The 26,988-nt window shown below is 70.0% G+C and carries 13 protein-coding genes; 5 read left to right on the top strand and 8 right to left on the bottom strand.

What is annotated here, in order from left to right:
- The first annotated feature begins 24 nt into the window (after nucleotides 1-24).
- On the top strand, nucleotides 25-957 hold the full coding sequence (locus tag B1H29_RS08750) for an FG-GAP repeat domain-containing protein (protein ID WP_234393078.1): 933 nt from the start codon (nucleotides 25-27) through the stop codon (nucleotides 955-957).
- Nucleotides 958-1,042: 85 nt separating this feature from the next.
- Here B1H29_RS08750 and acnA read toward each other — a convergent pair whose 3' ends face one another.
- A complete protein-coding gene (gene acnA, locus B1H29_RS08755; RefSeq protein WP_079160729.1) occupies nucleotides 1,043-3,775 on the bottom strand; it encodes an aconitate hydratase AcnA in 2,733 nt (910 codons plus the stop codon).
- Between the two features lie 359 nt (nucleotides 3,776-4,134).
- Between acnA and B1H29_RS08760 the strand changes: the two genes are divergently transcribed.
- Together B1H29_RS08760 and B1H29_RS08765 are read left to right on the top strand one after the other, a co-directional pair.
- Complete coding sequence (locus tag B1H29_RS08760; protein WP_079160105.1) at nucleotides 4,135-4,332, top strand: DUF4236 domain-containing protein; 198 nt, start codon at nucleotides 4,135-4,137, stop codon at nucleotides 4,330-4,332.
- Nucleotides 4,333-4,407: 75 nt separating this feature from the next.
- A complete protein-coding gene (locus B1H29_RS08765; protein WP_055419702.1) occupies nucleotides 4,408-5,937 on the top strand; it encodes a helix-turn-helix domain-containing protein in 1,530 nt (509 codons plus the stop codon).
- A 1,054-nt stretch (nucleotides 5,938-6,991) separates the two neighbouring features.
- On the opposite strand, the gene B1H29_RS08775 is transcribed toward B1H29_RS08765, so the two are convergent.
- From B1H29_RS08775 to B1H29_RS08800, 6 genes are all read right to left on the bottom strand, one after another.
- Nucleotides 6,992-9,316, bottom strand: coding sequence for a UvrD-helicase domain-containing protein (locus tag B1H29_RS08775; protein ID WP_055419704.1), 2,325 nt, complete (start codon nucleotides 9,314-9,316; stop codon nucleotides 6,992-6,994).
- A complete protein-coding gene (locus B1H29_RS08780; RefSeq protein ID WP_055419705.1) occupies nucleotides 9,313-16,128 on the bottom strand; it encodes a DEAD/DEAH box helicase in 6,816 nt (2,271 codons plus the stop codon). The genes B1H29_RS08775 and B1H29_RS08780 overlap by 4 nt, the downstream gene beginning before the upstream one ends.
- 89 nt (nucleotides 16,129-16,217) lie before the next feature.
- Nucleotides 16,218-17,177, bottom strand: coding sequence for a hypothetical protein (locus B1H29_RS08785; protein WP_055419706.1), 960 nt, complete (start codon nucleotides 17,175-17,177; stop codon nucleotides 16,218-16,220).
- A gap of 55 nt (nucleotides 17,178-17,232) precedes the next feature.
- Nucleotides 17,233-18,423, bottom strand: coding sequence for an AAA family ATPase (locus B1H29_RS08790; RefSeq protein ID WP_055419707.1), 1,191 nt, complete (start codon nucleotides 18,421-18,423; stop codon nucleotides 17,233-17,235).
- Nucleotides 18,420-19,700 carry a DUF262 domain-containing protein gene (locus B1H29_RS08795; RefSeq protein WP_055419708.1) on the bottom strand — a complete coding sequence of 427 codons (1,281 nt, stop codon included), beginning with the start codon at nucleotides 19,698-19,700 and terminating at the stop codon, nucleotides 18,420-18,422. The genes B1H29_RS08790 and B1H29_RS08795 overlap by 4 nt, the downstream gene beginning before the upstream one ends.
- A gap of 70 nt (nucleotides 19,701-19,770) precedes the next feature.
- Nucleotides 19,771-20,229, bottom strand: a complete 459-nt coding sequence (locus B1H29_RS08800) for an ATP-binding protein (RefSeq protein WP_055419709.1) — start codon at nucleotides 20,227-20,229, stop codon at nucleotides 19,771-19,773.
- Between the two features lie 162 nt (nucleotides 20,230-20,391).
- Here B1H29_RS08800 and B1H29_RS08805 point away from each other — a divergent pair, with 162 nt between their 5' ends.
- Nucleotides 20,392-21,243 carry a helix-turn-helix domain-containing protein gene (locus B1H29_RS08805; protein ID WP_055419710.1) on the top strand — a complete coding sequence of 284 codons (852 nt, stop codon included), beginning with the start codon at nucleotides 20,392-20,394 and terminating at the stop codon, nucleotides 21,241-21,243.
- Entirely contained in the window at nucleotides 21,240-21,425 is a 186-nt protein-coding gene (locus B1H29_RS08810) for a DUF397 domain-containing protein (RefSeq protein ID WP_055419711.1), read from the top strand. The genes B1H29_RS08805 and B1H29_RS08810 overlap by 4 nt, the downstream gene beginning before the upstream one ends.
- A 45-nt stretch (nucleotides 21,426-21,470) precedes the next feature.
- On the opposite strand, the gene B1H29_RS08815 is transcribed toward B1H29_RS08810, so the two are convergent.
- Nucleotides 21,471-26,987, bottom strand: a complete 5,517-nt coding sequence (locus tag B1H29_RS08815; protein ID WP_055419712.1) for a hypothetical protein — start codon at nucleotides 26,985-26,987, stop codon at nucleotides 21,471-21,473.
- Nucleotide 26,988 lies beyond the last annotated feature (1 nt).

Here is a 26,988-nt window from a genome sequence, read left to right on the forward strand (position 1 = left end):
GGCATGACCAAATGGAGGACACACGTGGCCAAAAGCTCCGGCCTGAACACGCGTCGCGCCCTGGCGCGTGCCACGGCTGCGGCGCTCACCGCCGCTCTGGTGGCGACCGGTACGAGTGCCGCTGTCGCCGCCGACGCGCCGGGACCGACCGCGTCCCGGGTGCCCGTCGACGTGAAGCCGTCGGGCGCCGAGAAGTACAACGCCTCCGCCCTGCCCGGCGACGCCCCGGTCAACGCCCTGTACGGCGTCGACGGCAACGGCGACCTGTGGGGCTACCCGCCCACCGGTGAGGGCGGCCTGGACGACCGCTGGGAGTCCGGCGAGGGCTGGAACACCGCCCGCGCCATGACGCAGGTGGACCACGACGCCGACGGCTCGTCGGACGGCATCTGGCACGTCACGTCCGGCGGCCAGCTCTACTACGCCGAGTGGGGCAGCATCGACCACCTGTTCGTCGGCAACGGCTGGAAGATCTACAACCAGCTCTTCTCGCCCGCGAACGTCGGTGGCGCCGCCGCCGACGACCTCCTCGCCCGCGACGACTCCGGCGTGCTGTGGCTGTACCTCGGCTACGGCAACGGCGAGCTGACCCAGCGCTACCGGGTCGGCGGCGGGTGGAACGCCTACACGCACATCACCGGCAAGGGCGACCTGTCCGGCGACGGCAAGGCCGACATCGTGGCCAAGGACACCTCGGGCGTCCTGTGGCTGTACAAGGGCACCGGCGACTACAAGGCGCCGTTCTCCTCCCGCACCCGCATCGGCGGCGGCTGGAACGCCTACAACAACGTCGTCTCCGTCGGCGACATCGACATCGACGGGGTCACCGACCTGGTCGCGCGCGAGAAGGACGGCGCGCTGTACCTGTACAAGGGCACCGGCAACGGCTCCGCCCCGTACGAGTCCCGCGTGAAGATCGGCAGCGGCGGCTGGAACACGTACCGCCTGCTCTTCTGACGCACACCGCGCCTTCCCGAAGACGCGGACGAGGGCCGTACCCCCGGCGACGGGGGTACGGCCCTCGGCTGTCGCGCGGTGCCGCCTACTTGCGGATCAGGCTGCGCAGCACGTACTGCAGGATGCCGCCGTTGCGGTAGTAGTCCGCCTCACCGGGGGTGTCGATGCGGACGACCGCGTCGAACTCGACACCGGTGTCGGTGGTGACCTTCACCGTGCGGGGGGTGGTGCCCTCGTTCAGCTCCGTGACGCCGGAGACGGAGAAGGCCTCCTCGCCGGTCAGGCCGAGGGAGTCGGCCGTCTGGCCCTCCGGGAACTGGAGCGGCAGGACGCCCATGCCGATGAGGTTCGAGCGGTGGATGCGCTCGTAGGACTCGGCGATGACGGCCTTGACGCCGAGGAGCGCGGTGCCCTTGGCCGCCCAGTCGCGGGACGAACCGGAGCCGTACTCCTTGCCGGCCAGGACGACGAGCGGGGTGCCCTGCTCGATGTAGTTGCGGGAGGCGTCGTAGATGAACGACACCGGAGCACCCCCGTCACCTTCGGCGGCCCGGGTGAAGTCGCGGGTGTAGCCGCCCTCGGTGCCCGGCGCGATCTGGTTGCGCAGGCGGATGTTGGCGAACGTACCGCGGATCATGATCTCGTGGTTGCCGCGGCGCGAGCCGTAGCTGTTGAAGTCGCGGCGCTCGACGCCGTGCTCCGTGAGGTACTTGCCGGCCGGGGTGTCGGCCTTGATGGCACCGGCCGGGGAGATGTGGTCGGTGGTGACCGAGTCGCCCAGCTTGGCGAGCACCCGGGCGCCGGCGATGTCCTCGACCGGGGCCGGCTCCATCCGCATGCCCTCGAAGTACGGGGGCTTGCGCACGTAGGTGGACTCGCCGTCCCACTCGAAGGTGTCGCCGGTCGGGATCGGCAGCGCCTGCCACTGGGCGTCGCCCGCGAAGACGTCGCTGTAGGACTTGGAGAACATGTCCTCGCCGATGGTGTTGGCGACGACGTCGTTGACCTCGGCCTCGGTGGGCCAGATGTCCTTCAGGTAGACCGGGTTGCCGTCCTGGTCGGCGCCCAGGGCGTCCTTGGTGATGTCCACCTTCATGGAACCCGCGAGCGCGTAGGCGACCACCAGCGGCGGCGACGCCAGGTAGTTCATCTTGACGTCGGGGTTGATGCGGCCCTCGAAGTTCCGGTTGCCGGAGAGCACCGAGGTGACGGCGAGGTCGTGGTCGTTGACGGCCTTGGAGACCTCGTCCGGCAGCGGGCCGGAGTTGCCGATGCAGGTGGTGCAGCCGTAGCCGACCAGGTTGAAGCCGACCTTGTCGAGGTAGGGGGTCAGGCCCGCCTTCTCGAAGTAGTCGGTGACGACCTTGGAGCCCGGGGCGAGGGTGGTCTTGACCCACGGCTTGCGGGTCAGGCCCTTCTCGACCGCCTTCTTGGCCACCAGGGCGGCGGCGACCATGACGTACGGGTTGGAGGTGTTGGTGCAGGAGGTGATGGCCGCGACCGTCACCGCACCGTGGTCCAGCTCGTAGGTCGTGCCGTCGGGGGCGGTGACCGGAACCGGGTTGGACGGGGCGCCGTTCGGCGTGACGGCCGGGGCGTCGGAGGCCGGGAAGGACTCCTGGCCGGCCTCGTCCACGCTGTCCACGTAGTTGCGGACGTCCTGCTTGAACTGCTGGGCGGCGTTCGCGAGGACGATGCGGTCCTGCGGGCGCTTCGGGCCGGCGATGGAGGGCACGACCGTGGCGAGGTCGAGCTCCAGCTTCTCGGAGAAGTCCGGCTCGGCCTTCGGGTCCAGCCAGAGGCCCTGCTCCTTGGCGTACGCCTCGACCAGCGCGACCTGCTGGTCGCTGCGGCCGGTCAGGCGCATGTAGTTCAGCGTCTCGCCGTCGATCGGGAAGATGGCGGCGGTGGAGCCGAACTCCGGCGACATGTTGCCGATGGTGGCGCGGTTGGCGAGGCTCGTGGCCGCCACACCCTCGCCGTAGAACTCGACGAACTTGCCGACGACGCCGTGCTTGCGGAGCATCTCGGTGATGGTCAGCACGAGGTCGGTGGCGGTGGTGCCGGGGGTCAGCTCGCCGGTCAGCTTGAAGCCGACGACGCGCGGGATGAGCATGGAGACCGGCTGGCCGAGCATCGCGGCCTCGGCCTCGATGCCGCCGACGCCCCAGCCCAGGACGCCGAGGCCGTTGACCATGGTGGTGTGCGAGTCGGTGCCGACCAGGGTGTCCGGGTAGGCCTTGCCGTCACGGGTCATGACGACGCGGGCCAGGTGCTCGATGTTCACCTGGTGGACGATGCCGGTGCCGGGCGGGACGACCTTGAACTCGTCGAAGGCGGTCTGGCCCCAGCGCAGGAACTGGTAGCGCTCCTTGTTGCGGCCGTACTCCAGGTCGACGTTCTGCTTGAAGGCGTCGTTGGTGCCGAACTTGTCGGCGATGACGGAGTGGTCGATGACCAGCTCGGCCGGTGCCAGCGGGTTGATCTTCGCCGCGTCACCGCCGAGCTCCTTGACGGCCTCGCGCATGGTGGCGAGGTCGACGACGCAGGGCACTCCCGTGAAGTCCTGCATGATCACGCGGGCCGGCGTGAACTGGATCTCCTGCGACGGCTGGGCCTGCGAGTCCCAGCCGCCGAGGGCGCGGATGTGGTCGGCGGTGATGTTCGCGCCGTCCTCGGTGCGGAGCAGGTTCTCCAGCAGCACCTTCAGGCTGTAGGGAAGGCGCGCGGAGCCCTCGACCTTGTCCAGCCGGAAGATCTCGTACGACTCGTCGCCCACCTGCAGTGTGCTGCGGGCGTCGAAGCTGTTCGCCGACACGACAGTCTCCTTCATTTATGTGCGCGTACCACCGCATCCTGCCGCCACGCCGCCCTGGCCGATCCGCTAAGGTAGGGCTAAGTTAGGTAACCCTTACCCCCAGACCCGATAGCGGCGTGCGACTGCGGTGCGCCTCGGCAGATATCTCGATGTCGAGATAACTCTAGTACATGGGGGCGCGCCGGTCATGCCCGGGCGCGGTGTGGCGTGCACCCCACCCCGGACCATCCAGGACCGCCCCGGACCCGTCCGGAACCCGTCCGGGACTCCTCCCGGGTGACCCGCGCGGCCATCAGTACGCGGAACGGGGGTATCCGACTTGCGCCGGGAACACCCGGCGCGACTCGGAAGGAGGCACGATGCCCCTCACGTTCCGCAAGAGCTTCCGGATCCTCCCCGGAGTACGACTGAACATCAACAAACGTTCCTGGTCCATCACGACCGGCGGCCGAAACGGCCCGCGCCACACCCGCAGCAGCACGGGACGTCGTACGACATCGATGGATTTGCCCGGACCTTTCGGATGGCGGCGCACCCGCTCGACCAGGCATCATTGAGGCGGCATTGACGGCCCGTCACTCGGGCGGACCCCCCGGAAGGCGCCATCTCATATCTGAGATAGCCTCAACCACATGGCAGACGACTACCTCGTACGCATCGGCAGGCTCATCCGTGACGCCCGGCAGCACCGTGGCTGGACGCAGTCACAGCTCGCGGAGGCGCTCGGCACCAGTCAGAGCGCCGTCAACCGCATCGAGCGCGGCAACCAGAACATCAGCCTTGAGATGATCGCCCGCATCGGCGAAGCGCTGGACAGCGAGATCGTCTCGCTCGGCTACTCGGGTCCGATGCACCTGCGTGTGGTCGGCGGCCGGCGCCTCTCCGGCGCCATCGACGTCAAGACCAGCAAGAACGCCTGCGTGGCCCTGCTGTGCGCCTCACTGCTCAACAAGGGGCGCACGGTGCTGCGCCGGGTCGCCCGCATCGAGGAGGTCTACCGCCTCCTGGAGGTGCTGCACTCCATCGGCGTACGCACCCGCTGGATCAACGACGGCACCGACCTGGAGATCGTGCCGCCGGCCGAGCTGGACATGGAGGCCATCGACGCCGAGGCCGCCGTCCGCACCCGCTCGATCATCATGTTCCTCGGCCCGCTGCTGCACCGCATGGACCGCTTCCGGCTGCCCTACGCCGGCGGCTGCGACCTCGGCACCCGGACCATCGAGCCGCACATGATCGCGCTGCGCCGCTTCGGCCTGGACGTCGCCGCCACCGAGGGCCACTACCACGCGGTGGTCGACCGTCAGGTGCGCCCGGACCGCCCGATCGTGCTGACCGAGCGGGGCGACACGGTCACCGAGAACGCGCTCCTCGCGGCCGCCCGGCACGACGGCGTCACCGTCATCCGCAACGCCTCCTCCAACTACATGGTCCAGGACCTCTGCTTCTTCCTGGAGGCCCTGGGCGTGCGAGTGGAGGGCATCGGCACCACCACCCTCACCGTGCACGGCATGCCGGTCATCGACGCCGACGTGGACTACTCCCCCTCCGAGGACCCGGTCGAGGCGATGAGCCTGCTGGCCGCGGCCGTGGTGACGGAGTCGGAGCTGACGGTGCGTCGCGTCCCCATCGAGTTCCTGGAGATCGAGCTGGCGGTCCTGGAGGAGATGGGCCTCGACCACGACCGCACGCCCGAGTACTGCGCCGACAACGGCCGCACCCGCCTGGTGGACCTGACCGTGCGCCCCTCCAAACTCGAAGCGCCGATCGACAAGATCCACCCCATGCCCTTCCCGGGCCTGAACATCGACAACGTCCCCTTCTTCGCGGCCATCGCCGCCTCCGCCCAGGGCCAGACCCTCATCCACGACTGGGTCTACGACAACCGCGCCATCTACCTGACCGACCTCAACCGCCTCGGCGGCCGCCTCCAGTTGCTGGACCCCCACCGCGTCCTGGTCGAGGGCCCCACCCGCTGGCGCGCCGCCGAGATGATGTGCCCGCCGGCCCTGCGCCCCGCCGTGGTGGTCCTGCTGGCGATGATGGCGGCCGAGGGCACGTCCGTCCTGCGCAACGTCTACGTCATCAACCGCGGGTACGAGGACCTGGCGGAGCGGCTGAACTCGATCGGGGCGCAGATCGAGATCTTCCGGGACATCTGAAAGTTCTAGGAAAAGGTAGCGCGAATCCTCTCCTGACCTGCACGTATGCAAGCCAGGAGGGGACTCGGCTCCATCTGTGGGACTTCTCTGGGACTTTTTGGGTCGGACCGAGGAAATGCGGACGCGGTCGCCGAGGATCTCGCGCTGTACGGGAGAAGTTCTTACGGCGTCTGCCGGAGGAGCGGGACGAGTTGCACGGCCCGCCCCAGGGAACTACCGAGTTGCCATTGGCACAGGGCCTGGTCGGGGATGACCTGTACAAATTGGGCAAGCCGCGCCCCAGCGTATGGGCCTGCTACCGCACCACCCTGGACGAGGGGCCGCACGACGATCCGCCCCGCTACCTCAACCAGGACCTGCTCCTCGAGCTGAGGCCAGCGCTGCGCACCCTCGTCGGCCGCAGCCGTGCGTCGTATGGGAAGAGGCCTTCCCGTAGCTCCCCTCCCGCGCCCGGGCGGCTGCATGATGGCCATGCCGGGCTGCACACGCGGCTCCGGCGGATGTGATCGCGCTCGGCTCCCCGTATCCCCAAGTCCTCACAGGTGGCACGCCGTGCGGCCACACCACCTCGTAAATCGCCCTCCCAGTCATCGGACGAAAGACATGGGCATATTTGGCGACTAGCCCCCACTCACGACTGTCCGGAACACGCGCACATGCACCGCATCTCAACGGCGAGTAGCCCGCCTCGCGCCTCTCACAACGGTTACGAATCCCCCCAAGCACGGACGAGAGCACTTCCGTCAAGAAGAATTCCTCGTACCTGCCGGAGCAGAATGCGCATCACGCACAGCGCCAAGACGGCCCCGCACCCCACGGCTATCCAACCCATTGAGTCGCCTCCTCGCATCGGGCGCCGGAGTCTCCGCACAGAGGGTGAAAGTCTGTACCGTCGGTGGTACTTTTCGCGCTCCCGAGCCTCGGCGCCGGGCATCAGACTGCCTGCATCGGAGATCGAAGTCAGCCTGGTATAGCAAACTTTTTGTGATCTCCGGATTCAGAGTCTCGGCCAGACACCTGGATGTAGCCACAGCAACTGCGCTCAGTGTCCGCCTCAGGTATCGCTTCGGGGCGGGAGCAGCGGCGCCAGGAAGCGACTCGGTTCTCCGTGCCAGGTGATGGCCAGGGCGTCACGGGCGCGGGTGGCCGCGACGAAGAGCAGCGAACGCGCCCGGTGCAGCTCTCGCCGGTGGCGGCTCGGGTCGGTGTGCTCCCACGTGTCCACGGAGGCGCGGGGAACGAGGCCCTCGGCCACCCCGGCGATGACCAGGCAGCGGTACTCAAGCCCCTTGAAGCGGTACATGGTGCCGATGTGCACGCCCTGGTCGCCGCGCGGCCCGTCCTGTGTGATCTCGGTCGGGGTGATGCCGTGCCGGGCAAGGCGTTCGGCGAGCTGGGTGACCATGTCGTTGGTCGGGACGCAGATCGCCGTGGACTCGCGGGGCACGTCGTGCCAGGCCCGCAGTTGTTGCACGACGAGGTCCATCTCCTCGTCCCAGCTCCGCGCACCGCGCAACGACGGGACCGGGCCGTGCAGGACCGAGCGGTACCCGGCGAGGGTGTCGCTGTCACCGTCCAAGTCGTCGTAGTCGGCGTCGCCCAGCACCCGGATCGCGTCGCGGAGGATCTCCCGGGTTGTGCGGTAGCTGAGGGTCAGCCGGGAGGACCGGCCCCGGATGTGGACGCCAAGGCTGCCGAGGGTGACCTGGTTGTCGTAGATCCGCTGGTGCGTGTCGCCCACGAGGAACATGTCGTCGGCCTCGGACGGCGCCATGGCACGCAGCATCTTCCAGTGGGCGGCGCTGAGGTCCTGGGCCTCGTCGACCACGATGTGCCGGTACCGGTGGCGCAGCCGGGCACCGGAACCGGCCTCGACATGGAGGTTGTCCAGGCCGCTCCGGTCCTCGCGTTCCCGTGACCGACTGTCGATCTTCGCCTTTCGGGTCATCTCTAGCCGCGCCGCCCGTTCGGCGACCTGGCGGTGGGTCTCCAGCCCTTTGGTCTCCAGCCGTTGCGTGAAGCGTTCGGCGAGTTGCCAGATGCCGACGCGCTCGGCGCGGGTGACGCTGCGCCCCCTGCCGGCGCGCCGGACGGTGAAGTAGTCGCTCCGGGAGGCCACGGCCTGGCCGAGGATGACCTGGTTCCATTCGTCGCTGAGGAACTCGGCGCTCCAACGGGTCTCTCCCGCCTCCACCAGCAGGTCCCGCCACTCGCGGAGCGCCGTCGTGTCGTCGATGCGCCGCTTGGCGTTGCCCGGGTCGGCCTCGCTGACGATGCGGGTGGCGAGTTGGTCCACGTGTGCGATGTCGACCCTGGCCAGTACGTCGGGTCCGCCGAGGGAGAGGAGCCGGGAGCGGAGGTCGGCGGCAAGATTCCGGTTGAACGTGGTGAACAGGACAGGCTTGGTGTGGCCGGGCGGGAGCTGTCGCACCAGATGGCAGACACGGTGGAGGGCGACGATGGTCTTGCCCGTTCCCGGGCCACCACCGACCCGGGCCGGGCCGGAGTAGCGCCGGTGGACCAGCTTCTCCTGGGTGGGGTGGAGGAAGATCTTCCAGCGCCCGAAGTCGCCCTCCTCCAGGATGCTCTGCAGGAATTCATCGTCGGTGATCGCCACGGTCTGTGAGCGGTCGACGGCTGCCTGCCAGTCGGCGGAGTCGAGGTTGCGCTCCGGCTCTTCGACCGCGACGGGCGCGGTGACCTCGTCCATGACCTCTTCGTAGGAAGCACCGTCGCGCAGCCGGAGGAGGACTTCCCCGGTGTGGCGGGGCGCATACTCGGCGAGGCCGAGCAGTTCGTCGTCCGTGGTGAGTTTCCGGACGATGGGGATGAGCGGTTCGGCGACGCCGAGATCGGCGAGTTCCTCGTCGGTGTAGGCCCCGAAGAGGGGTTTCTCCGGCTCCTCCAGCCCTTCCGGCTCCTCCGACGGCTTCGGACGGGCCGGTTCCGGGGCGGGCACGGGCGTCGGAGCCGGGACTGGAGCGGCGGGCGGGGTGAGTCCGCGGCGCAGCACGCTCTCCTCGACGACCTGGAGGTCGACGTATTCGATGGCGCCGGTGATGTGGTTGATGCCGTAGTTGAGCCGGTCCAGGTTCTTGTGGACGTGGCTGCGGTGCTTGACCGAGACGAGCAGCCAGTCGTCACCGCCGAGGCGGATCATCAGGGCCCGCCACTCGCGGTTGACGCGTGCCGACCAGAGACGGTCGTGGCCTTCCAACTGCTTGAGGTCGAAGCCGCCGGCGTCGGGGTTGCGGCGGAAGTCGTGTTGGAACTTGTAGAACGCCCCGAGGACCGCGCGGTCCAGTTTGACGATCTCCTTGTCGGCCTTGTCCAGCAGGCGCAGCGTCACGCCCGTCCTCGGCGCGCCGGTGACCGTCATCGCTCGTTCTCCTCGTAGTGGTGCGCTGCTCTGTCCGCGTCGTGGCCGGCCAGCGCGGCGAGTTCGTCGACGTCCCATTCCGCCGCGGTACGGACCTGCCAGCCCGCGTCCCGGTAGGCCCGGTCCCGTTCTTCGGCTTCGATGTCGCGCCGGGTGGCCGGGTCCGGGCGGTGTGCGAGAACGATGCCCACGCGGGGGCCGGGCCAGGCGAGTTCGGCGGGCCAGGCGGCCGTCCCCAGCTCGTAGCCGGCCTCGGGCGCGGGCAGGCCCCGGTCGGCGAGAGCCCCGGCGAGGGCGGGCAGGCCGGGTTCGTCGACGAGGTACTCGATGACTTCGTCCCAGGCGGGGTCGCGCACGGCGGCGGAGGCCCCCTCGGCGTCCTGCCCCGGCGCGGCCGACTGCTGCCCGGCGACCGGCTGTGCTCCGTCCGCCGCGGGTTCGTGCCGGTGTCGCCGGGAGGTGAGCCATCCGGTGCCACCGGTGACGGCCAGCTCGGCCGGGTCGAATCCGGGCAGCATGCCGGTCGTGAGCTGAACCCCGTCGCCCTCCCCGAAGTCGAGAAACTGGAGAAGATTGCTCCAGTAGAGCCAAGCCTGCCAGCGTCTGCGGTGGGCGGTCTCGTCGGCGTCGACCGTGTCCGTGCTGTCGTCGAGGACGGTCAGTGCCGTCCAGGCGGCCGCGCTCTGGCCCCCGCGCAGGTCGAGCGCGATGGTGAGAGGGCACCCCGAGGCGTCCCGCGTCGCCATGACCTGGACGGCGCCCTGTCCCTGCGCCAGCCGGTGACCGTGCAGCGCCTCGCTGATCCTGAGCCCGGTCTCTTTGCCTGCGGCCAGGGCCCTGCTGGTCGCCGACACGGCGGCGAAGCCCGCGAGGGCGCTCTGGGTGCGGCGCCGCCAGGCGTCCGGGTCGGGGTCGGTGAGGTAGCCGATCAGCGTCTCGACCGGGTTGGCCCACACCAGCCTCGGCAGGTCGCGGGTGTCTCCGGCGTGCATGCGCCGGTGGACGTCCATGGCTGTCTTCTGCGCGGTGTTCGGGTACGGCTTCCACGGCGGGTCGGCCCGGGGCGTGGTCCGGCCGGTCCAGGCCTGTACGTCGTCCCAGGTGAGCTGGAAGACCTGCCAGCCTTCCGCGCGCAGCCGGGTGCGCTTGACCGCGTCGGCCTCGGCGGTGAGGTGCTCGGGGCTTGCGTGGTAGCGGTAGCCGTCGAGGTAGACGGCGACCCGGCGGTCGTCGTCGGTGCTGCGGAAGACCACGTCCGGCCGGGTGTAGTCGAGCGGGGTCTGGGTTTCCATCTGCCAGCCGCGGACGGTGCCGTCGGGTGCGGTGAAGCGCAGGGTCGTGTCCCGGGTGCCGTCGGCGGTGAGAGCGGTGCGGACGCTGACGTCGTCCACCCGCTCGGCCCATTCGAGCAGCCCGCGCCGGAAGAGTGCCTCCAGCTCGCTCTCCACCTGGTGCACCAGGGTGATGTCCCGGGTGGTGGCGACCGGTCCGACGCTCCAGTGGTCCGCGGTGCGGCCGAAGAGGTCGCCGAGCATGTCGAGGGCGTGCTCGCGGGAGACGAGTTCGTACTCGCCGTCGGTGACGTGCCGCAACAGGCAGCGGTGGCACGCGGACCGGCCCTGGCCCACGCACACGCACGTCTCGATCACCTGCCGGGCGTCGTCCAGGACACCCTTGAGACCGTCCCGGCCGGCGAGGCGGTGCAGGTAGCCGGTGCCGCCGGGGAGCGTGTCGTACAGGACGAGGAAGTGGCGGCGGAGCGGGGTCTCACCGCGTTCCTCGGGCATGGAGTCGGTGACGACCGCGAGGTGGTCGGGGTCGCCGCCGTAGCTGCGCGCGATGCCGGCCAGCAGCAGCGCCTTGAAGGACGCGAGCCGTTCCCGGGTGTGCGCGGTGACGGCGGGGATGAGGACGCGCAGTGCGTCGGTGCGCAGTTCGTGGGCGAGCAGCACCCGCTCGCCGCGTCGTACGGCGTCGGCTCCGGCGCGCCGTCTGGGACACCACGGCCGGTGGTACTTGGCGTGTGCCGACGCGTCACCGGCGTCGTGCGCGGCGGGTCCGCCGTCCGGGTCGGCGTAGCCGCACGCATCGCAGACCCAGAAGGGGTTGAGGCGGACCTCCTGTCCGGCGAAGGTGGTGTCCGCGCCGCCGTCCACGCGGGCGGCGCCGACGTTGAGATGCCGGACGTGCGCCTGCCGGGTGAACTCCCAGCCGAAGGTGGCGTGTTCGTGCTTCCAGGCCTGTTCGATGTCGTCGGCGTCGATGTCGACGGCGGGAACGACGGTGTAGTGGCGCCGCTCCCGTTCGTCGCTGTCGTCGCGGACGCGGACGTCGTCGCGTTCGTCCCGGGAGGTGACGCGGCGCGGCACGAGCACCTTGTGCAGGCAGCCGACGTCGCCGATGGCCGCGGACCGGCAGCGAGGGCAGGGGGACGCGTCGTCCTCGGCGAGGTGGGTGCGGACGTGGCCGCAGTCGGGGCACACGCGCCACCAGAGCCAGGCCGGGCGGCCGGGCCCGCCGATGTCCACTCCGGTGACTCGGTGTTTGTAGCCCTGGACGTAGTAGTGGTTGCCGGGCGCGAACTCGGTGAGGGCGAGGCGGGCGGGGCGGCTGTGGCGGAGGGTCTTGCTGTGGTTCTCGCGGCCGCCGTCGTCGGTCTTCTCGGTCCAGGTGAGGGTGGCCTCCAGCTCGGTGGCCGAGTCGATGAGGCTGTAGTTCGGCAGCAGGCCGAGGTCGACCAGGGCGCCGTGCGCGGTGGTGCGGCTGATCTCCCGGGAGATGCGGCCCACCTCGCGCCGCTCGGCCCGCAACTCGCGCCCCTGCCGTGCGTGGTCGGGGTCGCCGGCGACGAGCAGCCCGTGCGCCCGGTCGATGGCCTCGGTGCGGCGCTGGAGGTCCGCGCGGCGCTCCTCCCAGCGCCTGCACGCGGCGACCAGAGCGCCGGCCAGTCCCTCCTCGCCGGGGTCGGTGGCGTAGGCGGTGAGGGCGGTACGGGCCTGCGGGCTGACGCCCGTGCCGCGGCTCTCGTCGTACGGAGGGAACAGGTCCAGGAAGCCCCGGACGAGTCGTTCGCCGTCGGCCAGCGCGGCCTCGGTGAAGTCGGCCTGCCAGGCAGAGGCGCCGAACAGTTCTGTGGCCCGCCCGGGCAGCGGGCGCAGCGGTGTCCCGTCGGGGGCGGTCAGCCGTCCGGCGCCGGCGAGGTCGAGGAGGTGGGCAAGGTACTGGCGGCGCAGGATCTCGGCCGCGGACAGGTAGCAGCCGGGCGGCCGAACCTCCCCGGCGATCATGAGGCGGGGTTCTTCGAGGTAGTAGCGGTCGCGCGGCCCCCGGTCGACCATGGTGAGCAGGTAGGCGTTGCCGGTGGAGCGGCCCGCGCGGCCCACCCGCTGGATGTAGTTGGCCGGTCCCTTGGGCAGTGAGGCGAGGACGACCGCCGAGAGGTCGCCGATGTCGATGCCGAGTTCGAGGGTGGGGGTGCAGGACAGGACCTGCGGGTTGGCGTAGTGGACGCGGGTGCCGTCGCGGAAGGCCTTCTCGACCGCCTCGCGCCGGGCGCGGCTGAGGGTGCCGGTGTGTTCGGCGGTGTTGATGGTGAAGACGCCGGCCTCGCGGTACATGCGCCGGTAGAAGTCGTCGGTGTAGTCCCGTTGCCTCAGTCCGCTGTCCAGGTCGCGGCCGGTGCCGAGAGTGCCGCCGCAGCGGTAGCGGGGGCAGGGCTGACCGTGCCACTGGCCGGCCAGGTCGGGGTGGATGGTCTGTTCCCAGAAGCAGCGCGGGCAGTGCGCGGTGGCGTCAGGCAGCGTGTCGTCGGCGAGTCTGCGCACCCGGATGTGGCCGGGCTGGAGTCCGTAGACGCGGGTGGCGCCGTCGAGCGCGGTGCGCGCGGAGACGACACCGATCTCGGCGAGCGCGGGCAGCAGCCGGCTCAGGAACGTGGCGGCGGCCTCCGGGCGCAGGCCCAGGGAGCGTACGGCCCAGTCCTGGTACCAGCCGAGCCGTCCGGTGAGGACGTCGAAGTCCTCGCTGCCCTGCTTGGGGCTGCCCAGCAGGAAGGCGGGCGCGGAGACCCCCCGGGGGAAGGCGGGCATCCCGTTCTCGCGTCCGCCCCAGATCGCCCATCGACGGACCCCGGCCTGGTCCAGCCAGGGGTCCAGCCAGGCGTGCCGGACGGCTCCCCGGATGCGCATGCGCTCCAACAGGCCCCGGACGAAGCCGATATGCCGGTCGTATCCGGGCACGGACCCGTCGGGCAGGGCGATTTCTCCCGGCGTGGTGAGCAGTGTCTCCCGTACGAGTTCCGCCACAGCGTCGGGGTCCTGGAGGGGCACGTCGGCGGCGACGGTGCGGGTCAGTTCCAGGGTGCGGCCCTGCCTGGAGCGCAGGCCGAACTCCATCACGGTGGCGAACGCCAGGCGTTGCGCGATCAGTTCCCAGGTGGGCCGGGAGCCGCGGCTGCGGCCGGAGAGCAGCGTGTCCACACCCCTGACCAGGTGCAGGTCGGGCGGGATGACGGCGGCCTGTACGGCCTTGCTGTCGACGACGTCCGCGATCAGGTCGGCGGCCAGGTCGTTCAGCGTGATCGGCTCGTCCTCATCGATACGGCTGGCGAGCAGGGCACGGAGTGAGAAGGTGTACGAGCGGCTGGCGACGTATCCGGCGCGGTGGGCGGCGTCCTGTACGGAGTCGTTGAAGAGGAGGGTCTTGTCCTCCCCCAGGTTCTTGTCGAGTTCGCCGCCGGTGAAGAGCTGGGTGACGGCGGCGGCGGCGAGCGCGGCGAGGCCGGTGCCGAGGTAGCGGACGGAGTTGAAGGTGCGGCAGGCGGGGCACTGGTCGCGTTCGGCGGCCCGGTCGCCGTCGAGGTCGGCGTGGACGAACGCGGCGTTGTGGAGGGTGCGTGGCCGGCGCGGTCCCTCGCCGTCCGTCGGGGCGGTGAAGTCGGCGTCGGGTGACAGGGGCCGAAGCCGCCCGCCGTGGCCCTCCAGCACCATGACGGAGGGGCCGCCGCGCCGACGCTCCGCCCCCGCCCCGAAGGCGGCCTCGTGCACCTCTCGCGGAGTCGCGGCGATCATGTTGCGCACCCGACGCTTGTCCCGGCCGACGGAGGCGCGGCGGATCTTCGTGGCGTTCAGTTCGAGCTCGGCGGGGTCTACCTCGGGCGAGTACGCGGCCCAGCCGGAGCGTCCGCACTCGCGGCAGAACACGGCCGGCAGAAAAACCTCGGCGGGCGGCGGCGCGCTGTCGTCGGCCGGTACGGCGGCCTGCTCGGCGGCGTCGAGGGGTACGGCGGGTCCCTCCCCGTCGTACGGGGACGGCCGGGCGGCCGGGCCGGGGACCTTGCGGGTCAGCGCACCGCCGGAGGTCACCCGTTCGTCGTCCCAGCGGAACTCGGCGCGGGCCGCACTGATGCCCCGCAGCACACGGGAGACCGAGCGTACCCAGTGGTGGATCTCGATGGACAGCAGCGGCCGTCCGGGGTGGTCCGGGTCTCGGGCGTACGACAGGAGGGCGATGTACCGGGCCAGGCCCTGGGCGGCGACACGCGGCTGCTGCTGTACGGCCATGCCCCAGTGGTAGGCGTAGCGGGGCAGGACCTCGGTGATCTCGGAGATCGTCCTGGGCGTGCCGTCGAGGATCTCCAGGACGGCGGCGGTCAGCCGGTGCCGGCGCAGCACGGCCCCGAGGTCCTCCGGGCTCGGCCCGCTCAGCCCGGAGAAGGCGGTGACGAGGTCGTCCATCGCGCCCGGGTCGCGGGTGGGGTCGCCGAGTCCGGCGACCTCGTGGGGCGAGGGGAACGGCAGGCTGAAGTCGCTCTCGCCGGTGAAGTCCCTGGTGGAGCGCCGGTCCTCCCCGACGACCGCGTCGGGCGGGAACGGCACACCGAAGACCTGCTCGGCGACTTCCAGCATGCCGGGGCCGCTGCCGGGGCGGGCCGCCGGGCCCCGCGCACCGCTGTCGGTGGCGCCGGTGCCGTTCTCGCCGAGGGTGGCCGACGTGGCGACGGGGCAGACCGGCCCCAGTGGCCGTCCGGGTTCGGCGAGCCCGGTGACCGAGCCGAGGCGGCGCAGCAGCATGGCGACGTCCGTGCCCTGGGCGCCGTCGTAGGTGTGGAACTCGTCGAGGACGACGTAGGCGAGCGCCGAGTCCTGCCACAGCCGCTGGTCCTCGGGCCGTTGCAGGAGCAGGTCGAGCATCTTGTAGTTGGTGATCAGGATGTCCGGCATGGTCCGCCGGATCTCGTCCCGGTCCACGGTGATCGCCGGATTGGCCTGCTTGAACTCCTGGGACGGCCGGTCCCCGATGTAGAGCCCGGCGCCCACCCCGGCGTCCCGCAGCCGGGTGTCCTTCGGGTCGTTCAGCCGCTCGCCGATGCGGTGGGCCTGGTCGGTGGCCAGGGCGTTCATCGGGTAGAGCAGGATCGCCTTGACGCCCTTCCGCCCGGCCAGCCGCTGGCGGTAGCAGTGGTCGAGGATCGGGACCAGGAACGACTCGGTCTTGCCGGATCCGGTGCCGGTGGTGACGAGGGTGGGCCGGGCCGGGCCGTGCAGGGTCGACAGCCGCTCCCAGGCGGCTTCCTGGTGCCGGTACGGGGTCAGCTCGGGGTGCCAGGTCAGATGCCGCTTCCAGTCCGTGCCCACGGCGGTGCGGAAGGGGGTGCGGACGCGGAGGTAGGGGCCGCGGAAGATGCCGTCCTCGGGGTCGCCGAGGAAGTTCTCCAGGGCGCGGCGGGTGCTCTCGTCGGCCAGCGCGTACGTCGTCGCGAGGTACTGGCTCAGGCTGGCCCGTACCTGGTCGGCGGCGAGGGTGGGACGCACGCGCGGTCCTCCTTGGTGCTGGTGGGGCCGGTGAGCGGCCGGTCAGGGGCCTACGTTAGCCGGGGCGGCCGGGCGGGCTCCGGGGTGGATCATCTGTTGCCGCGTTTCCGCCCGACGTACGCGATGCGCAGGGTGCGCTCCTCGTGGAGCAGGCGGAAGTGCAGGCGGCCCGGCATGCGCCCCCGCTCCGGCAGGAACTCGCTGTGCCAGTCGAACAGACGCGTCTCGCCGTCGGTGTCCTCGAACCAGCACAGGCGCCGCCGGTTCTCGAACTCGGTGCGCACGTAGGAACGCCACTGGGGGCAGATGGGCCGCAGGGCCTGGTCCCAGTCGCCGACCGCGTCCTGCAGTTCTCCGAGCCGCTCACCCACCGGTCGCACCCACGTCTCCGGCAGCTCGGTGAAGTGTTGCTCAGCCAGCGTCGTGAACTGGAGCAGTGGGAAGAGGTCCGAGCGCAGGCGCCACAGTTCGGCACCGGACCGCAGGCCCTGGACCGCCTTCTGCCGGCCGGCGTCCGCACCGCGTCGGATCCAGGGCAGGTGCGGCGCGACGTGCTCGGTGCCGGCGACGTGCCTGACCTCGACCTCGGTGAGCACGGACCCCGTGTCCTCGTCGTCCACGAGCTGTTCCCGCACCAGGGTGAGCGTGTCGGCGTTCCAACGAGCTTCCAGCGGGAGGGAGATGCCGATGCCGCCCAGCAGATGCGCGTAGCGCAGCCCGTCCACCGGATCGCCGTCGTGCCGACACGCGACGTCGGAGAAGGTCTCGCCCTCGGGGAAGACCGTCTCGTAGGGCGATTTGTCCTCCAGCTTCTTCAGCAGGACGCGCAGGTCCTTGGTGTCCGGGGCGCCCATCCACTTGCTGATGGGATGTCCCTGGGCCAGCTGTAAAGCCATCAGGGAGCTGGCGTGGGTGACCAGCGCCGTGCCCTTGGGGTCTTCCCTGGCGATGGCGAGGACGGCCTCAACCATGGTGCTCATGGCCCGGTTGACACGGTCCGGCTCGGCCGTCGTCTCGCAGGACTTCTCGTTCAGGAACAGCTGCGGCACGTGTCCCCCTCCGCGATGATGTGTGCGCCTCGACTCCGCCCTCCCCAGGCGGGTATCAGGCGATGAGCTGGTCGAGCGTGTTCTCCAGCTCGTCGAAGAACCCGTCGGGCCACTGGTCGAGTTTGCCTGCAGGGTTGACCCGCGGGCTGACGACCTCCACGCCGGTGCCGACGCTGCGGAAGTAGTGGAACACCGTCTGTTCGGGGGCGCTGTGCCCCTGCTTCACGGCGAGCCGCACGCCGTTGATGACGTGGTCGCTGTGCGTCTCCGTGATCACCTGGGCCCCCTGCGCGGCGGCCGCGGCTGCGAGCGCGGCCATCCGGGTCTGCCCGTGGGGGTGGAGGTGTGCCTCCGGGTTCTCCAGGAGGACCAGGGAACCGGGCCGGGCGGTGAGGCAGGCGACCACGATCGGCAAGACGTAGGTGAGGCCGAAGCCGACGTTGCCGGGGCGTCGGCGACGAGTGCGACCGAGCGGCCCCTGGAAGTCGTACGAGAGGAGTACCGCGTCGGCGCCCTCGATGGCGTCGGCCTGGACGTTCACCCCCGGGCACAGGTCGCCCATCCATGCGGCGACCTGGTGGCGCAGCACGGCGGACCGGGCACGCGGATGGTGCAGGGGCCCCTCGGGCACCGGGTCGTCGGCATGGTGGCGGAGGAAGTTGACGGTGTGCTCACCGCGTACGCCGAGGAAGCCGCGGCCGATGGCCGCGTGGTGGTCGCGCGGGTAGAACTCGGCAGGCGAGATCCGGTCGGCGTGCAAGTACTGGAAGGGGGCGGTGAGGAACGCGGGCGTCACGGCCTCGGGCCCGACGGGCGCGGCGACGCCCTCCGAGTCAAGTGGCAGTTCCACGCCGAGCAGGGGCAGCAGGTTCTGTCCGGCCTCGTACTCGACGGTCCAGCCGTAGTGGTACGGGCCTTCGTCGACGGCGAGGGCGATCCGGGTCTCGTCCGACAGTGCGTCGCCCTCGCACAGCACATCCTCTCCGGTGCCGAGGCCGACGAGTTCACCGTTGAGGAGGAAGCCCTGATTGGCGACGGTGGTACGCAGGCCGGACTTCCGCGCCTCGGGCAGGTACCGGGAGGCCTCCAGGTCGCCCGCCTCGTAGGACTGGCGCAGCAAGGCGATTGCCTGGAGGACGCTGCTCTTGCCGGAAGAATTCAGCCCCGTGAGGAGAGTGAGGGGACCGAGCGGAAGCGACATGTCCTGGAATGCCTTGAAGTTGCGCAGCGTCAGTCGGTCGATCACTGTTCGGCCACCCCTCGGAACACTGGCTCTACGTGCTGGAATCTCGTGCGGATCTTCGCCGGGTTCCCGGTGCCCACGGAGATCGCCCGGTCGAAGTCCCAGTTGTTCATGAGCACGAAGAACCTGTCGAGGACCTTCGACCGAGAAGCTACCAGCCGCGCCCGCCCGTGATCGTCAAGAAGGGCGAGAGTGACGGAGATTGTCTCGAACAGCGCCTTGTTGATCACTGGGGAACTGCGTTCCCCACCATCCCACTTGCGGAAGGCGTGCTCGCCGAACAGTTCTTGCGCGCACCGCATGGCCGCCCGGAACTCCCGGGCGTACTGCTCCCGCCGATGATCGGGGAGTTCGTTGACCCTTTCCATTGCGCCGATGAGGAACCTGTCGAAGTCCCTCTCGGTGTGCTTCGAGGGACTACTCATCCGGAAGGCGAGGAAGCGCAGCACCATCTCCCGGTCGGCCATCCGCTCGTTGGACACGCTCCAGCGGGTGGCCTCGCCGAACGCCGGGTGCTCGGCCAAGTCGGCGAGGTAGTCCCGGACGGGTCCCGGCACCAGTGCGTGCCGCAGCTCCTGCGGCTTCAACGGCACGCCGCCGGTGTTGATCCGGGAGAACACGTTGTACTTGACGGCCTCCGGCGTGCCCTGTTCCAGGATGTGCACGGTGATCTGCGTCTCGCGCAGCCGGATCTTCAGTCGCCCGGTCAGGTCCTGATATGTGTTGCCGTTGAACCTCCACAGGTACTCCAGGCCCCGCAGGGTCAACGGGCTGAGGCCCGTGAGTCCCGGCTCCATGAAACGGGCGACAGCGGTCAGCCGCTGCACGCCGTCCACCACGGCCCACTTGTCCGCGTCGCCCTGGGCCATGTGGAGGTTGGAGATCGGGATGCGCAGCAGCAGCGACTCGATCAGACGGCTCTGCCTGCGGTCGCTCCAGATCCCGGCCCGCCGCTGGAAGTCCGGCGCGAGGTCGATCATGCCCTCCCGGAGGCGGGAGAGGAGGAGGTCCACGGTGGTGGTCTGCGTGCGGATCCTGATGCTGTCCGGCTGGAACGGCGCGGAGGAGTCGTCGTCACCGTCCTCGCCCTCCTCGTCGTCCGGCAGCTCCAGTTCCACGCCGGTCGGCCGGCCGTCGGAGCCGACTTCGACGGGCACCCCCAGCGGCATGCCGAGGGCATCCGGCTCGTCGATGTCCGCCGCCGTGGCGTACCCTCGGCGCCGCACGGACCGGTCCCGCCCGGCGCTCTCACCACCGGTACCGCCCTCCAGGTCCGTCATGGTCGCCGTAGCCCTTCGCCGCTGCCCAATGCCGTAACCGGTCCAGCCTATAGACGGGCCTTCCCGCCTGTCAGCGCGACAGGTCCAGCTCGGCGACGACCGTCTTGCCGACGGGGACGCGATCGAGCACGTCCCAGCGGTCGGCGAGCGCCTCCACGAGGAGCATGCCCCGGCCGTTCTCCGAGAGCGGCCCCGCTTCGGGGCGGGCGACGCCGGGAACCGGGGGCCGGAGCTCACCCCGGGTATCGGAGACCTCGATACGCAGGGTCCGGCCGACGAGCTTGACGGTGACCTCGAAGTCCCGGCCGGGAACCCGGCCGTGCGTGACGGCGTTGGCGGCGAGTTCCGCGACGAGCAGGGCGGCGGTGTCGGACGCCTCACTTCCGTGCGGGACGCCCCAGGTGTCGAGCTGGTGCAGGACGAGCCGACGGGCGAGGCGGGCCCCGCGCGGGGTGGAGCTGAACCGCTGGACGAACACACGTACGGTGACGGGTTCTTGATCGGCCGCGGGGGTGGACGGTGGTGTCATATGCCCAATGTGGCGGCGAATCAGGAGGTATACCAGCAGCGGTCCGCGTACGCAGAGTCAGCGTACGCGCACATTTGGTGGACAGTACGTGTCACTCGGCGTGACGATAGAGCCGAGTCAGAAGCGGCACGGGCGTGCTGGGTGCGCGGGAGGTGGCCGACGGTGGCCTACGAATGTACGGACGGCGGTACGGGGGCGGGCAGCGCGGAACCGGGGGCGTCGGACAGTCTGCGCACGTTCGGCGCGGTCGTCCAGGCCCTGCGGGAGCACGCGGGCCTGAGCCGCGAGGAGTTCGGCGGCCTGGTCCGCTTCTCCAGACACACGGTCGCCTCGGTCGAACAGGGCCGCCGGATGCCGGACCGGGACTTCGTGGAGCGCGCGGAGGAGGCCCTCGGCAACACGGGAGCGCTGCGGCGGGCCGCGCCGCATCTGTCGCGGCAGGCGGGGCTGGCCAGTTGGTTCCGGCAGTGGGCTCGGCTGGAGGCACAGGCGGTCACCTTGTGGACCTACGACTGCCGAGTGGTTCCAGGCCTGCTTCAGACCGAACGGTACGCGCGTGCCGTGACCGAGAGCGTGCCGCCCGTGAAGGACGAGGAGCAGGTGGCCAAGCAGGTCGCGGCTCGGCTGGACCGCCAGCAACTGTTCGCGCGCAGGCCACCGATCTCGTTCAGCTTCGTCATCGAGCAGGCACTTGTGGAACGCGGCACGGGCGGAGCCGACGTGACGCGAGAACTGCTCGACAGCCTCTTGGAGCGGTCGTCGCAGTTCAACGTCGAGTTGCAGGTCATGCCGCGATACCAGCCGGATCACGCGGGATTTGACGGCCCGTTGATGCTTCTGGAGTCACCGGACAACAAGTGGTTCGGCTACGCCGAGGGACAGCGCGGCGGCATGCTGATTCCGGACCCCAAAGAGGTCAGCATCATGCTCCAGCGGTATGCGACACTGCGTTCGCAGGCCCTCACCCCCGAGGACTCCAGAGGCCTGCTGAAGCAACTGCGAGGAGCGCTATGAGCACGTCCGAACTGGCCTGGTTCAAGAGCAGCTACAGCGGTTCCGACGGTGACGCCTGCATCGAGGTGGCGAACGGCACGCACGTGATCCACGTCCGGGACTCCAAGGACCAGCGGAGCCCCGAACTCGCCCTCTCCCCCGCCGCGTGGAGCGACTTCGTCTCCTACGCCGCCCAGAACTGACCCTCTCGCCCCGCGCCGGAGCCGTCCGACGCGGGGCGCTGCCGTTCACTTGCCCTTGTCCGTGGCTTCCCGTAGCCGCGCGGTGAAGTAGGCGTGCGCCTCGCGCATTTCCTTCTCGCGCTCGGCCTTGTAGAAGGGGGCGGTGTAGCCCTCGGGAGGCTCGGAGCGGCCCTTCTTCTGGTAGGCGAGGAACTGCTCGTAGTGGTCCTTGGTCTGGCCACGACCGTGGGCATACGGGTCTTTGGCCAACTGGCGACCGTTGGCGTCGAACCACATCTTTGACTCCCGGTCAGCGAGGATCGCGTACCGCGCCTTGTGGATGGCGATCAGCTCGTCTGCGCTCATTCCGAGCCACACCGCCACCAGGCCATCGATCTCCACGAGGGCAGCTCGACGCTCATACTCGGTGCGGAGAGGGGTGCCGTATCCCCATTCCGTCGTGATCCCGCTGGCCAGCGACGCAAGGTGGGGCCATTCCACCGCCCAGTCCTCGTAGCCGGGCCAGGTCGCATCATAAAGCTCATCCCAGAGGGGCGCGTAGGCGTCGGTAAGGCAGTTGAGGCGAAGAGTACGCAGGAGGAGAGGACTAGCGAGGGGATGAGCAGGGTCGGCGTAGGGCATTGCAAGGGCCTCGGCGACACGTAGGTGCGAACGACCAGTGATGCGAAGTAGGTAGTCGAACGTCAATGACGCCCAAAAGCCCGCGTTCAAGGCAGTACCCCGGTTGTCTGCCAAGGCCATTGAGCTGACGGCGTCCACATGCGCCGGACCTGGCGGAATAAGGGCTGGAAACAGGCTTCGCTCGGTATTGAACGGGATCATGACGCGCCAGGCCAGACGATAGAACGTCGTATAGGGCTGGAAGACCCACACCCGTTGACGCAGTAGCTCTCGCTGCTCGACCTCACCCAGCTCCAGCTCCTCCTCTGCCAGAATTTCGCTGCGGCCCGCCCATTCTTCAGTGCTCGGCTGCCAGTCCGCCCTGAGCCGCGTTCGGTCCAGCCAGCGGTTTTGTTCGCCTTCGTACCTCTTGAGCGAGCACGACTCGGGGCGGACGTAGTTCGTCCTTGGTACGGCGTCCGCTGGAAGAGAGGTTAGGTCAAAGCTCGTCCAGTCGTGATTGCCTCGACACGGCACCTTCGGCTGTTTGCTGATCGGAGTAGCGATGCCAAAGTGCGGCCCCTGAAGGACCAGCTCGGACAGCGAGCCTGGTTGGGTTGTGGACCAGGCAATGAACCCGTCCTTCCTGGCGTTTGTTTCATTGTAGCCCTGGCTGATGCGCGGCTCATGCCGCCCAAGGCGCTCACCAACAGCTGACAGGGCCTCAATCGCCCCCTGTTCCCCCGTGGTGGTCGGTTGAAGCAACGCAGCCTGATACTCAGGGATGCCCATGTCCCCTGTCAGTCGTCGCCATTCCGACAACACAGAATCGTTGATCTCGATGACTCGCGCCTTGTGCGGGCGCAGGTCCCAAGTCCCGGCATGCCGCATGCCGGGCACCTCGCCATGGCCGTCGTGAGCCAGAGACGCCGCTAGTGGCTCAACGCCGTACAAGCGACTGAGATTCTTGAACCGGATCGCTTCTCGGCGGCTGCCGTAAATGTGCACGCCAAACTCAGTGTTCCGGCTTGCTTCGAAGGCCCAGTTGCCGACGTTGATGAAGCCAGCGTGCAGCCGCAGGTGCCGATAGGCTTCGCCACGCAGCCGCCCGTCCTTTACGCCTCCGAAATGGGTGTCCGGATGGATGAGGCCCGCCATACCACCCTGGCCAAGGTGGTCCCAGACCTGGCTCATGAAGGCTCGGTAGAGGTCTGGGCGGGTTCCGGCAAGCACCGGGTAAGCGGCAGACGACCCCAGCATCTCAGAGACCCCGCTGATCGCTGCCAACTCACGCAGGTAGTACCTGAGTGCCCCAGCATCCCCCAGCAGTGCATCCTTCTTCTCACGCCGCTCCGTCGCCGGAGGTTGCTCCGCAAGTACGAACCATGGGTCAGCCTCTGCCAATACCTGGCTCTCCAGCCACTCTGGCTGTACCCAAGGCGGATTCCCCACCTGAAGGTCGAACCCACCCCCCGGCCCCCGGAACACATGCGCGAAGTGCAGCTCCCAGTGGAAGAAGCCGTGGCCGTCCTCCGCCTTTATGTCCTTCTCCGTCGTGCCCGCGATGTCCTCGACCGTGTTCAGCCAGGGGAAACGGAACGGCAGGCGGCCGGGCGCGTCCATGCCGAGGATGCCGTCGAGGCGTACCTCGATGTCCGACAGGAACTCCAGTGCCCGGTCCACCGGCATGTCCTCGATGCCTTCGAGGGGCGAGCCCTCCGGGTCCCTGGTGCCGAGGAGGGCCTCCAGGAAGTCCAGCCAGTCCCCCATGTTCCGCAAGGGGATGCACGGCCGGCGCGGGTCGGTGATCCGGGCCTCGCGGCCCGTCGTACCGCGCTTGCCCCGGGTCTCCAGGCCGGCCTCCTCGTCCACCGCGCCCAACTCGCCCTGCTCACCGTCCGGATGGTCGAACAGCCCGGCCGCCCGCCACAAGCGACGGTCCACGGGAGACTCCACCGGCTCCACGGGCCGCACGGCGGAGACGAGCAGCCCCGCCACCGACGACTCGTCGACCAGCGTGCCGCCCGTCTCGTACACCGGGTCCGTACCGTCGAGTTCGCCTGCCTTGTCCAGCGGCCAGAACCACAGCGCGCACCACGCGTCCATCACGGTCTTGAGGCGCCAGTACGGCGTGCCGTGGCGGGTGAGGTCGTCGAGGACCTTCTGCTTGTCCTCCGCCTCCGCCCGCGAGGTCTGCTCCAGCCAGTCCGCGCCCCACACGTCGATACGGCGGGAGACCGCCCGCTCGGAGAGTTCGAGGCGCGTCGCGACGAGCGACCACAGGAACTCGGCGCGGCGGGCCAGGGCCTGCAACCGGCCGAGTTCGGTCTTGTCCGCGGCCTTGCGCCACCGGTCGTAGCGCTTCTGCCGGACCTCGGCGGTCTCGGCGCCGCGCTCCTGGAACGGCTTCGGCGCCTTGGGAGCCTTCTGGACGCCCTTGCGCCACGCCCCCAGCGCCTTGGCCGCGTCCTCCGCGAGCTTCTTCGCCTCGGTCTCTGCCGCGACCGCGCCCCAGCCGATGGCGGGCAGCAGGAACTGGTGGACCGCGCCGTCCGGCAGCGGGCCGGCGCGGAAGGGCAGGTCGGTCGGCGGGAGGGTGTTCTTCTTCGCCAGCCACCCGCCGCCCGGCAGAGCGTCCGCCTTGTAGACCTTGCGGCCCGCGCCGATGAGTGAGTTGCCGCGCCGCAGGTGCAGGCCGAACCAGGGGGCCCGCATGCCCGGGTGCATGGAGTTGAGCCAGAGGGAGACCTCGGCCAGTTCCACCGCAGTGGCGTTGAGGTCGACGCCATAGGCGTTGTGCAGGGCGATGTAGGCCTTGGTCTTCTGGAGTTCGAGCTGTCGCAGCTCGGGGTCGACGCGGCGGCCCAGCTCGCGTTCGCGGCGCCGTAGGTACTCGGCGGCCACTTGGTCGATGGCCTCGTTGAGGAAGGCGCCGGAGCCGAGGGCCGGCTCGCAGATCGTCCAGGCCAGGAGCTCCCTGGCCGGGGTGACGGTGCCGTGCTGGTCCAGCCGGTGCTTGAGGGCCAGTTCGACGGTGACCTCGGTGAGGGACTTCGGGGTGTAGTAGGAGGCGGAGGTCTGGCGGTCGCGGCCTGCCAGGCGGTAGACGAACGAACCCGTGGGGTGGACCACGCGGTCCCTGCGGCCGGTCTCCTCGTCCGTCCGGGTGACGAAGACCTTGTCGTCGTAGTGCTGGACGCGGGAGGCGGGGATCGTCCAGCTGCCGCCCGAGGCGTCGCCCTTCTTGGCGACTTCGTACAGCTCCTCCTCGGCGATGGAACCGGTGTAGGACATCAGGCCCTCGTACACCGCGCCGAGCTGGTTGATGCCGAGCTGGGCGTACGAGATGAAGCCGCCGCGCTCCTTGCCCCGGCCCTTGGTGAGCATCAGGCGGCGCAGCACCTTGTGCAGCGTCTCGTTGCGCAGCCGGGTGTCCAGGAACGGGCGCCGCTTCTCCCCTTCGCCGCCCCGGTAGGCGGGGTTCTCGATGCGGTCGTTGGCGATGAGGCGTACGGCGTCCTTGGTGAACAGCTCGGAGTGCAGGGCCTCGAAGCGCAGGCCCGCGCTCGTGCTGCGGGCGGCGGCGCGGCGGGCGCGGTCGGCCTCGCGGACGCGTTCGGTGTGCTCGGCCGGGGTGATCTCGCCGGCCGCGAGGAGCCGCGCCGCCTCCCGCTCCGCCTCGGCGGCCTCGCGGGCTGCGGCCTCGGCGGCCAGGTCCTCGGGCTCGGTGCCGTAGCGGCGGTGCCCCTTCTCGACCTTGTCGAAGAGCAGGTCCAGCGACTCGTACAGGTGGAAGCCGCGCCGGGAGCGCTCGCCGACGAGGTCGCGCAGGACGAGATCGCCGAGGCGCTGGAGGCCGTAGCCCTGCTCGTACTCGGGATAGTCGGAGGGCAGAATGCCGAGGGTGGGGCTGGCCTCCGCGTAGAGCAGGAACAGGATGCGGTAGAGGTAGCGCAGGGACTCTCGGCTGAGTTCCTTGGCGAGGCGCGCCGGGTCGTCGAGGTCGGCGGGGGTGATGCCGTTCTCGGGGTCGCGCAGGCGTTCCAGGGCGGCGTTCGCGATCCACTCGACGCTCAGGCGCAGCCCCTCGCGGAGTTCGGTGGAGACGCCGACGGCGTGCTTGCCGGACCGGTCGACGAAGGAGGCGAGGGGGGCGGTGCCGCCCTCGGTCGGGACGCGCAGCGCGTCGGCGCCGAAGAGGGCGGCGAGTGTGTCGAGTTCGCCGCCGTGGCGGTCGTCGCGGCGGTGGAGGGCCGCGTCGAGGTCGGCGGCGAGGTAGCGGCCCTCTGGCCAGGCGAGGCGGTCGGCGAGGACGATGACGCCGCCGACGAGCAGGAGGACGTAGCGCGGAGGCGCGTCGCAGGCGAAGAGGAAGTCGGTGAGGGCCTTGGCGTCCTGGAGGGTTGGCGCCGACTGCTCCAGTGTCACGGGGTGGAGCAGTCGGCCGGCGCCGTCCGGGTCGAGGGCGGCGTCGGGCTGGGTGGTCCAGCCGCAGGAGACCGCGTAGAGGCCCGGTTCGGCGTGAACGACCTGGACGGCGTACGCGTGGTCGGTGCGGTGGACGGTGACGAGCTGCTCGTGCGCGGCGGTATAGCCGAGGGCGTGCAGGGTGTCCAGATGCGATTCGGTCAAGCGCTTGCGCCAGCCCTCGGGCTGGGGAGCGCCGGGTTCGGCGAGGGTTTCCGCGTCCTTGGCGAGGGCTGCGCGGCCCGCGAAGTAGGGGCCGTGCAGGGCGCGCAGGCCCTCGCGGGGGGTACGGCCGCGCGGCGGTACGGAGTCGCGGCCGAGGCCCTGGCGATCGGCCTCGGCGACGGCGTCGGCGTGGCGGCGGCGTTCGTCCTCCTCGAAGGCGGCCCAGCGGGAGAGGAGGCCGTCCTTCGCCTTGAGATCCTTGGGGAGGACCTCGGCGAGATAGTGGGGCGAGAGGTAGTCGCCGTGGTTGACCAGCGAGTCGTACGTCACG

This window comes from Streptomyces pactum, assembly GCF_002005225.1.
In the GTDB taxonomy this organism is placed as follows: domain Bacteria; phylum Actinomycetota; class Actinomycetes; order Streptomycetales; family Streptomycetaceae; genus Streptomyces; species Streptomyces pactum_A.

What these genes read in the sequence shown, in the direction of transcription:
- B1H29_RS08760 (WP_079160105.1), top strand. Translation starts at nt 4,135, where the DNA reads ATGCCCCTCACGTTCCGCAAGAGCTTCCGGATCCTCCCCGGAGTACGA.
- B1H29_RS08775 (WP_055419704.1), bottom strand. Translation starts at nt 9,316, where the DNA reads ATGACGGTCACCGGCGCGCCGAGGACGGGCGTGACGCTGCGCCTGCTG.
- B1H29_RS08810 (WP_055419711.1), top strand. Translation starts at nt 21,240, where the DNA reads ATGAGCACGTCCGAACTGGCCTGGTTCAAGAGCAGCTACAGCGGTTCC.
- B1H29_RS08800 (WP_055419709.1), bottom strand. Translation starts at nt 20,229, where the DNA reads ATGACACCACCGTCCACCCCCGCGGCCGATCAAGAACCCGTCACCGTA.
- B1H29_RS08795 (WP_055419708.1), bottom strand. Translation starts at nt 19,700, where the DNA reads ATGACGGACCTGGAGGGCGGTACCGGTGGTGAGAGCGCCGGGCGGGAC.
- B1H29_RS08765 (WP_055419702.1), top strand. Translation starts at nt 4,408, where the DNA reads ATGGCAGACGACTACCTCGTACGCATCGGCAGGCTCATCCGTGACGCC.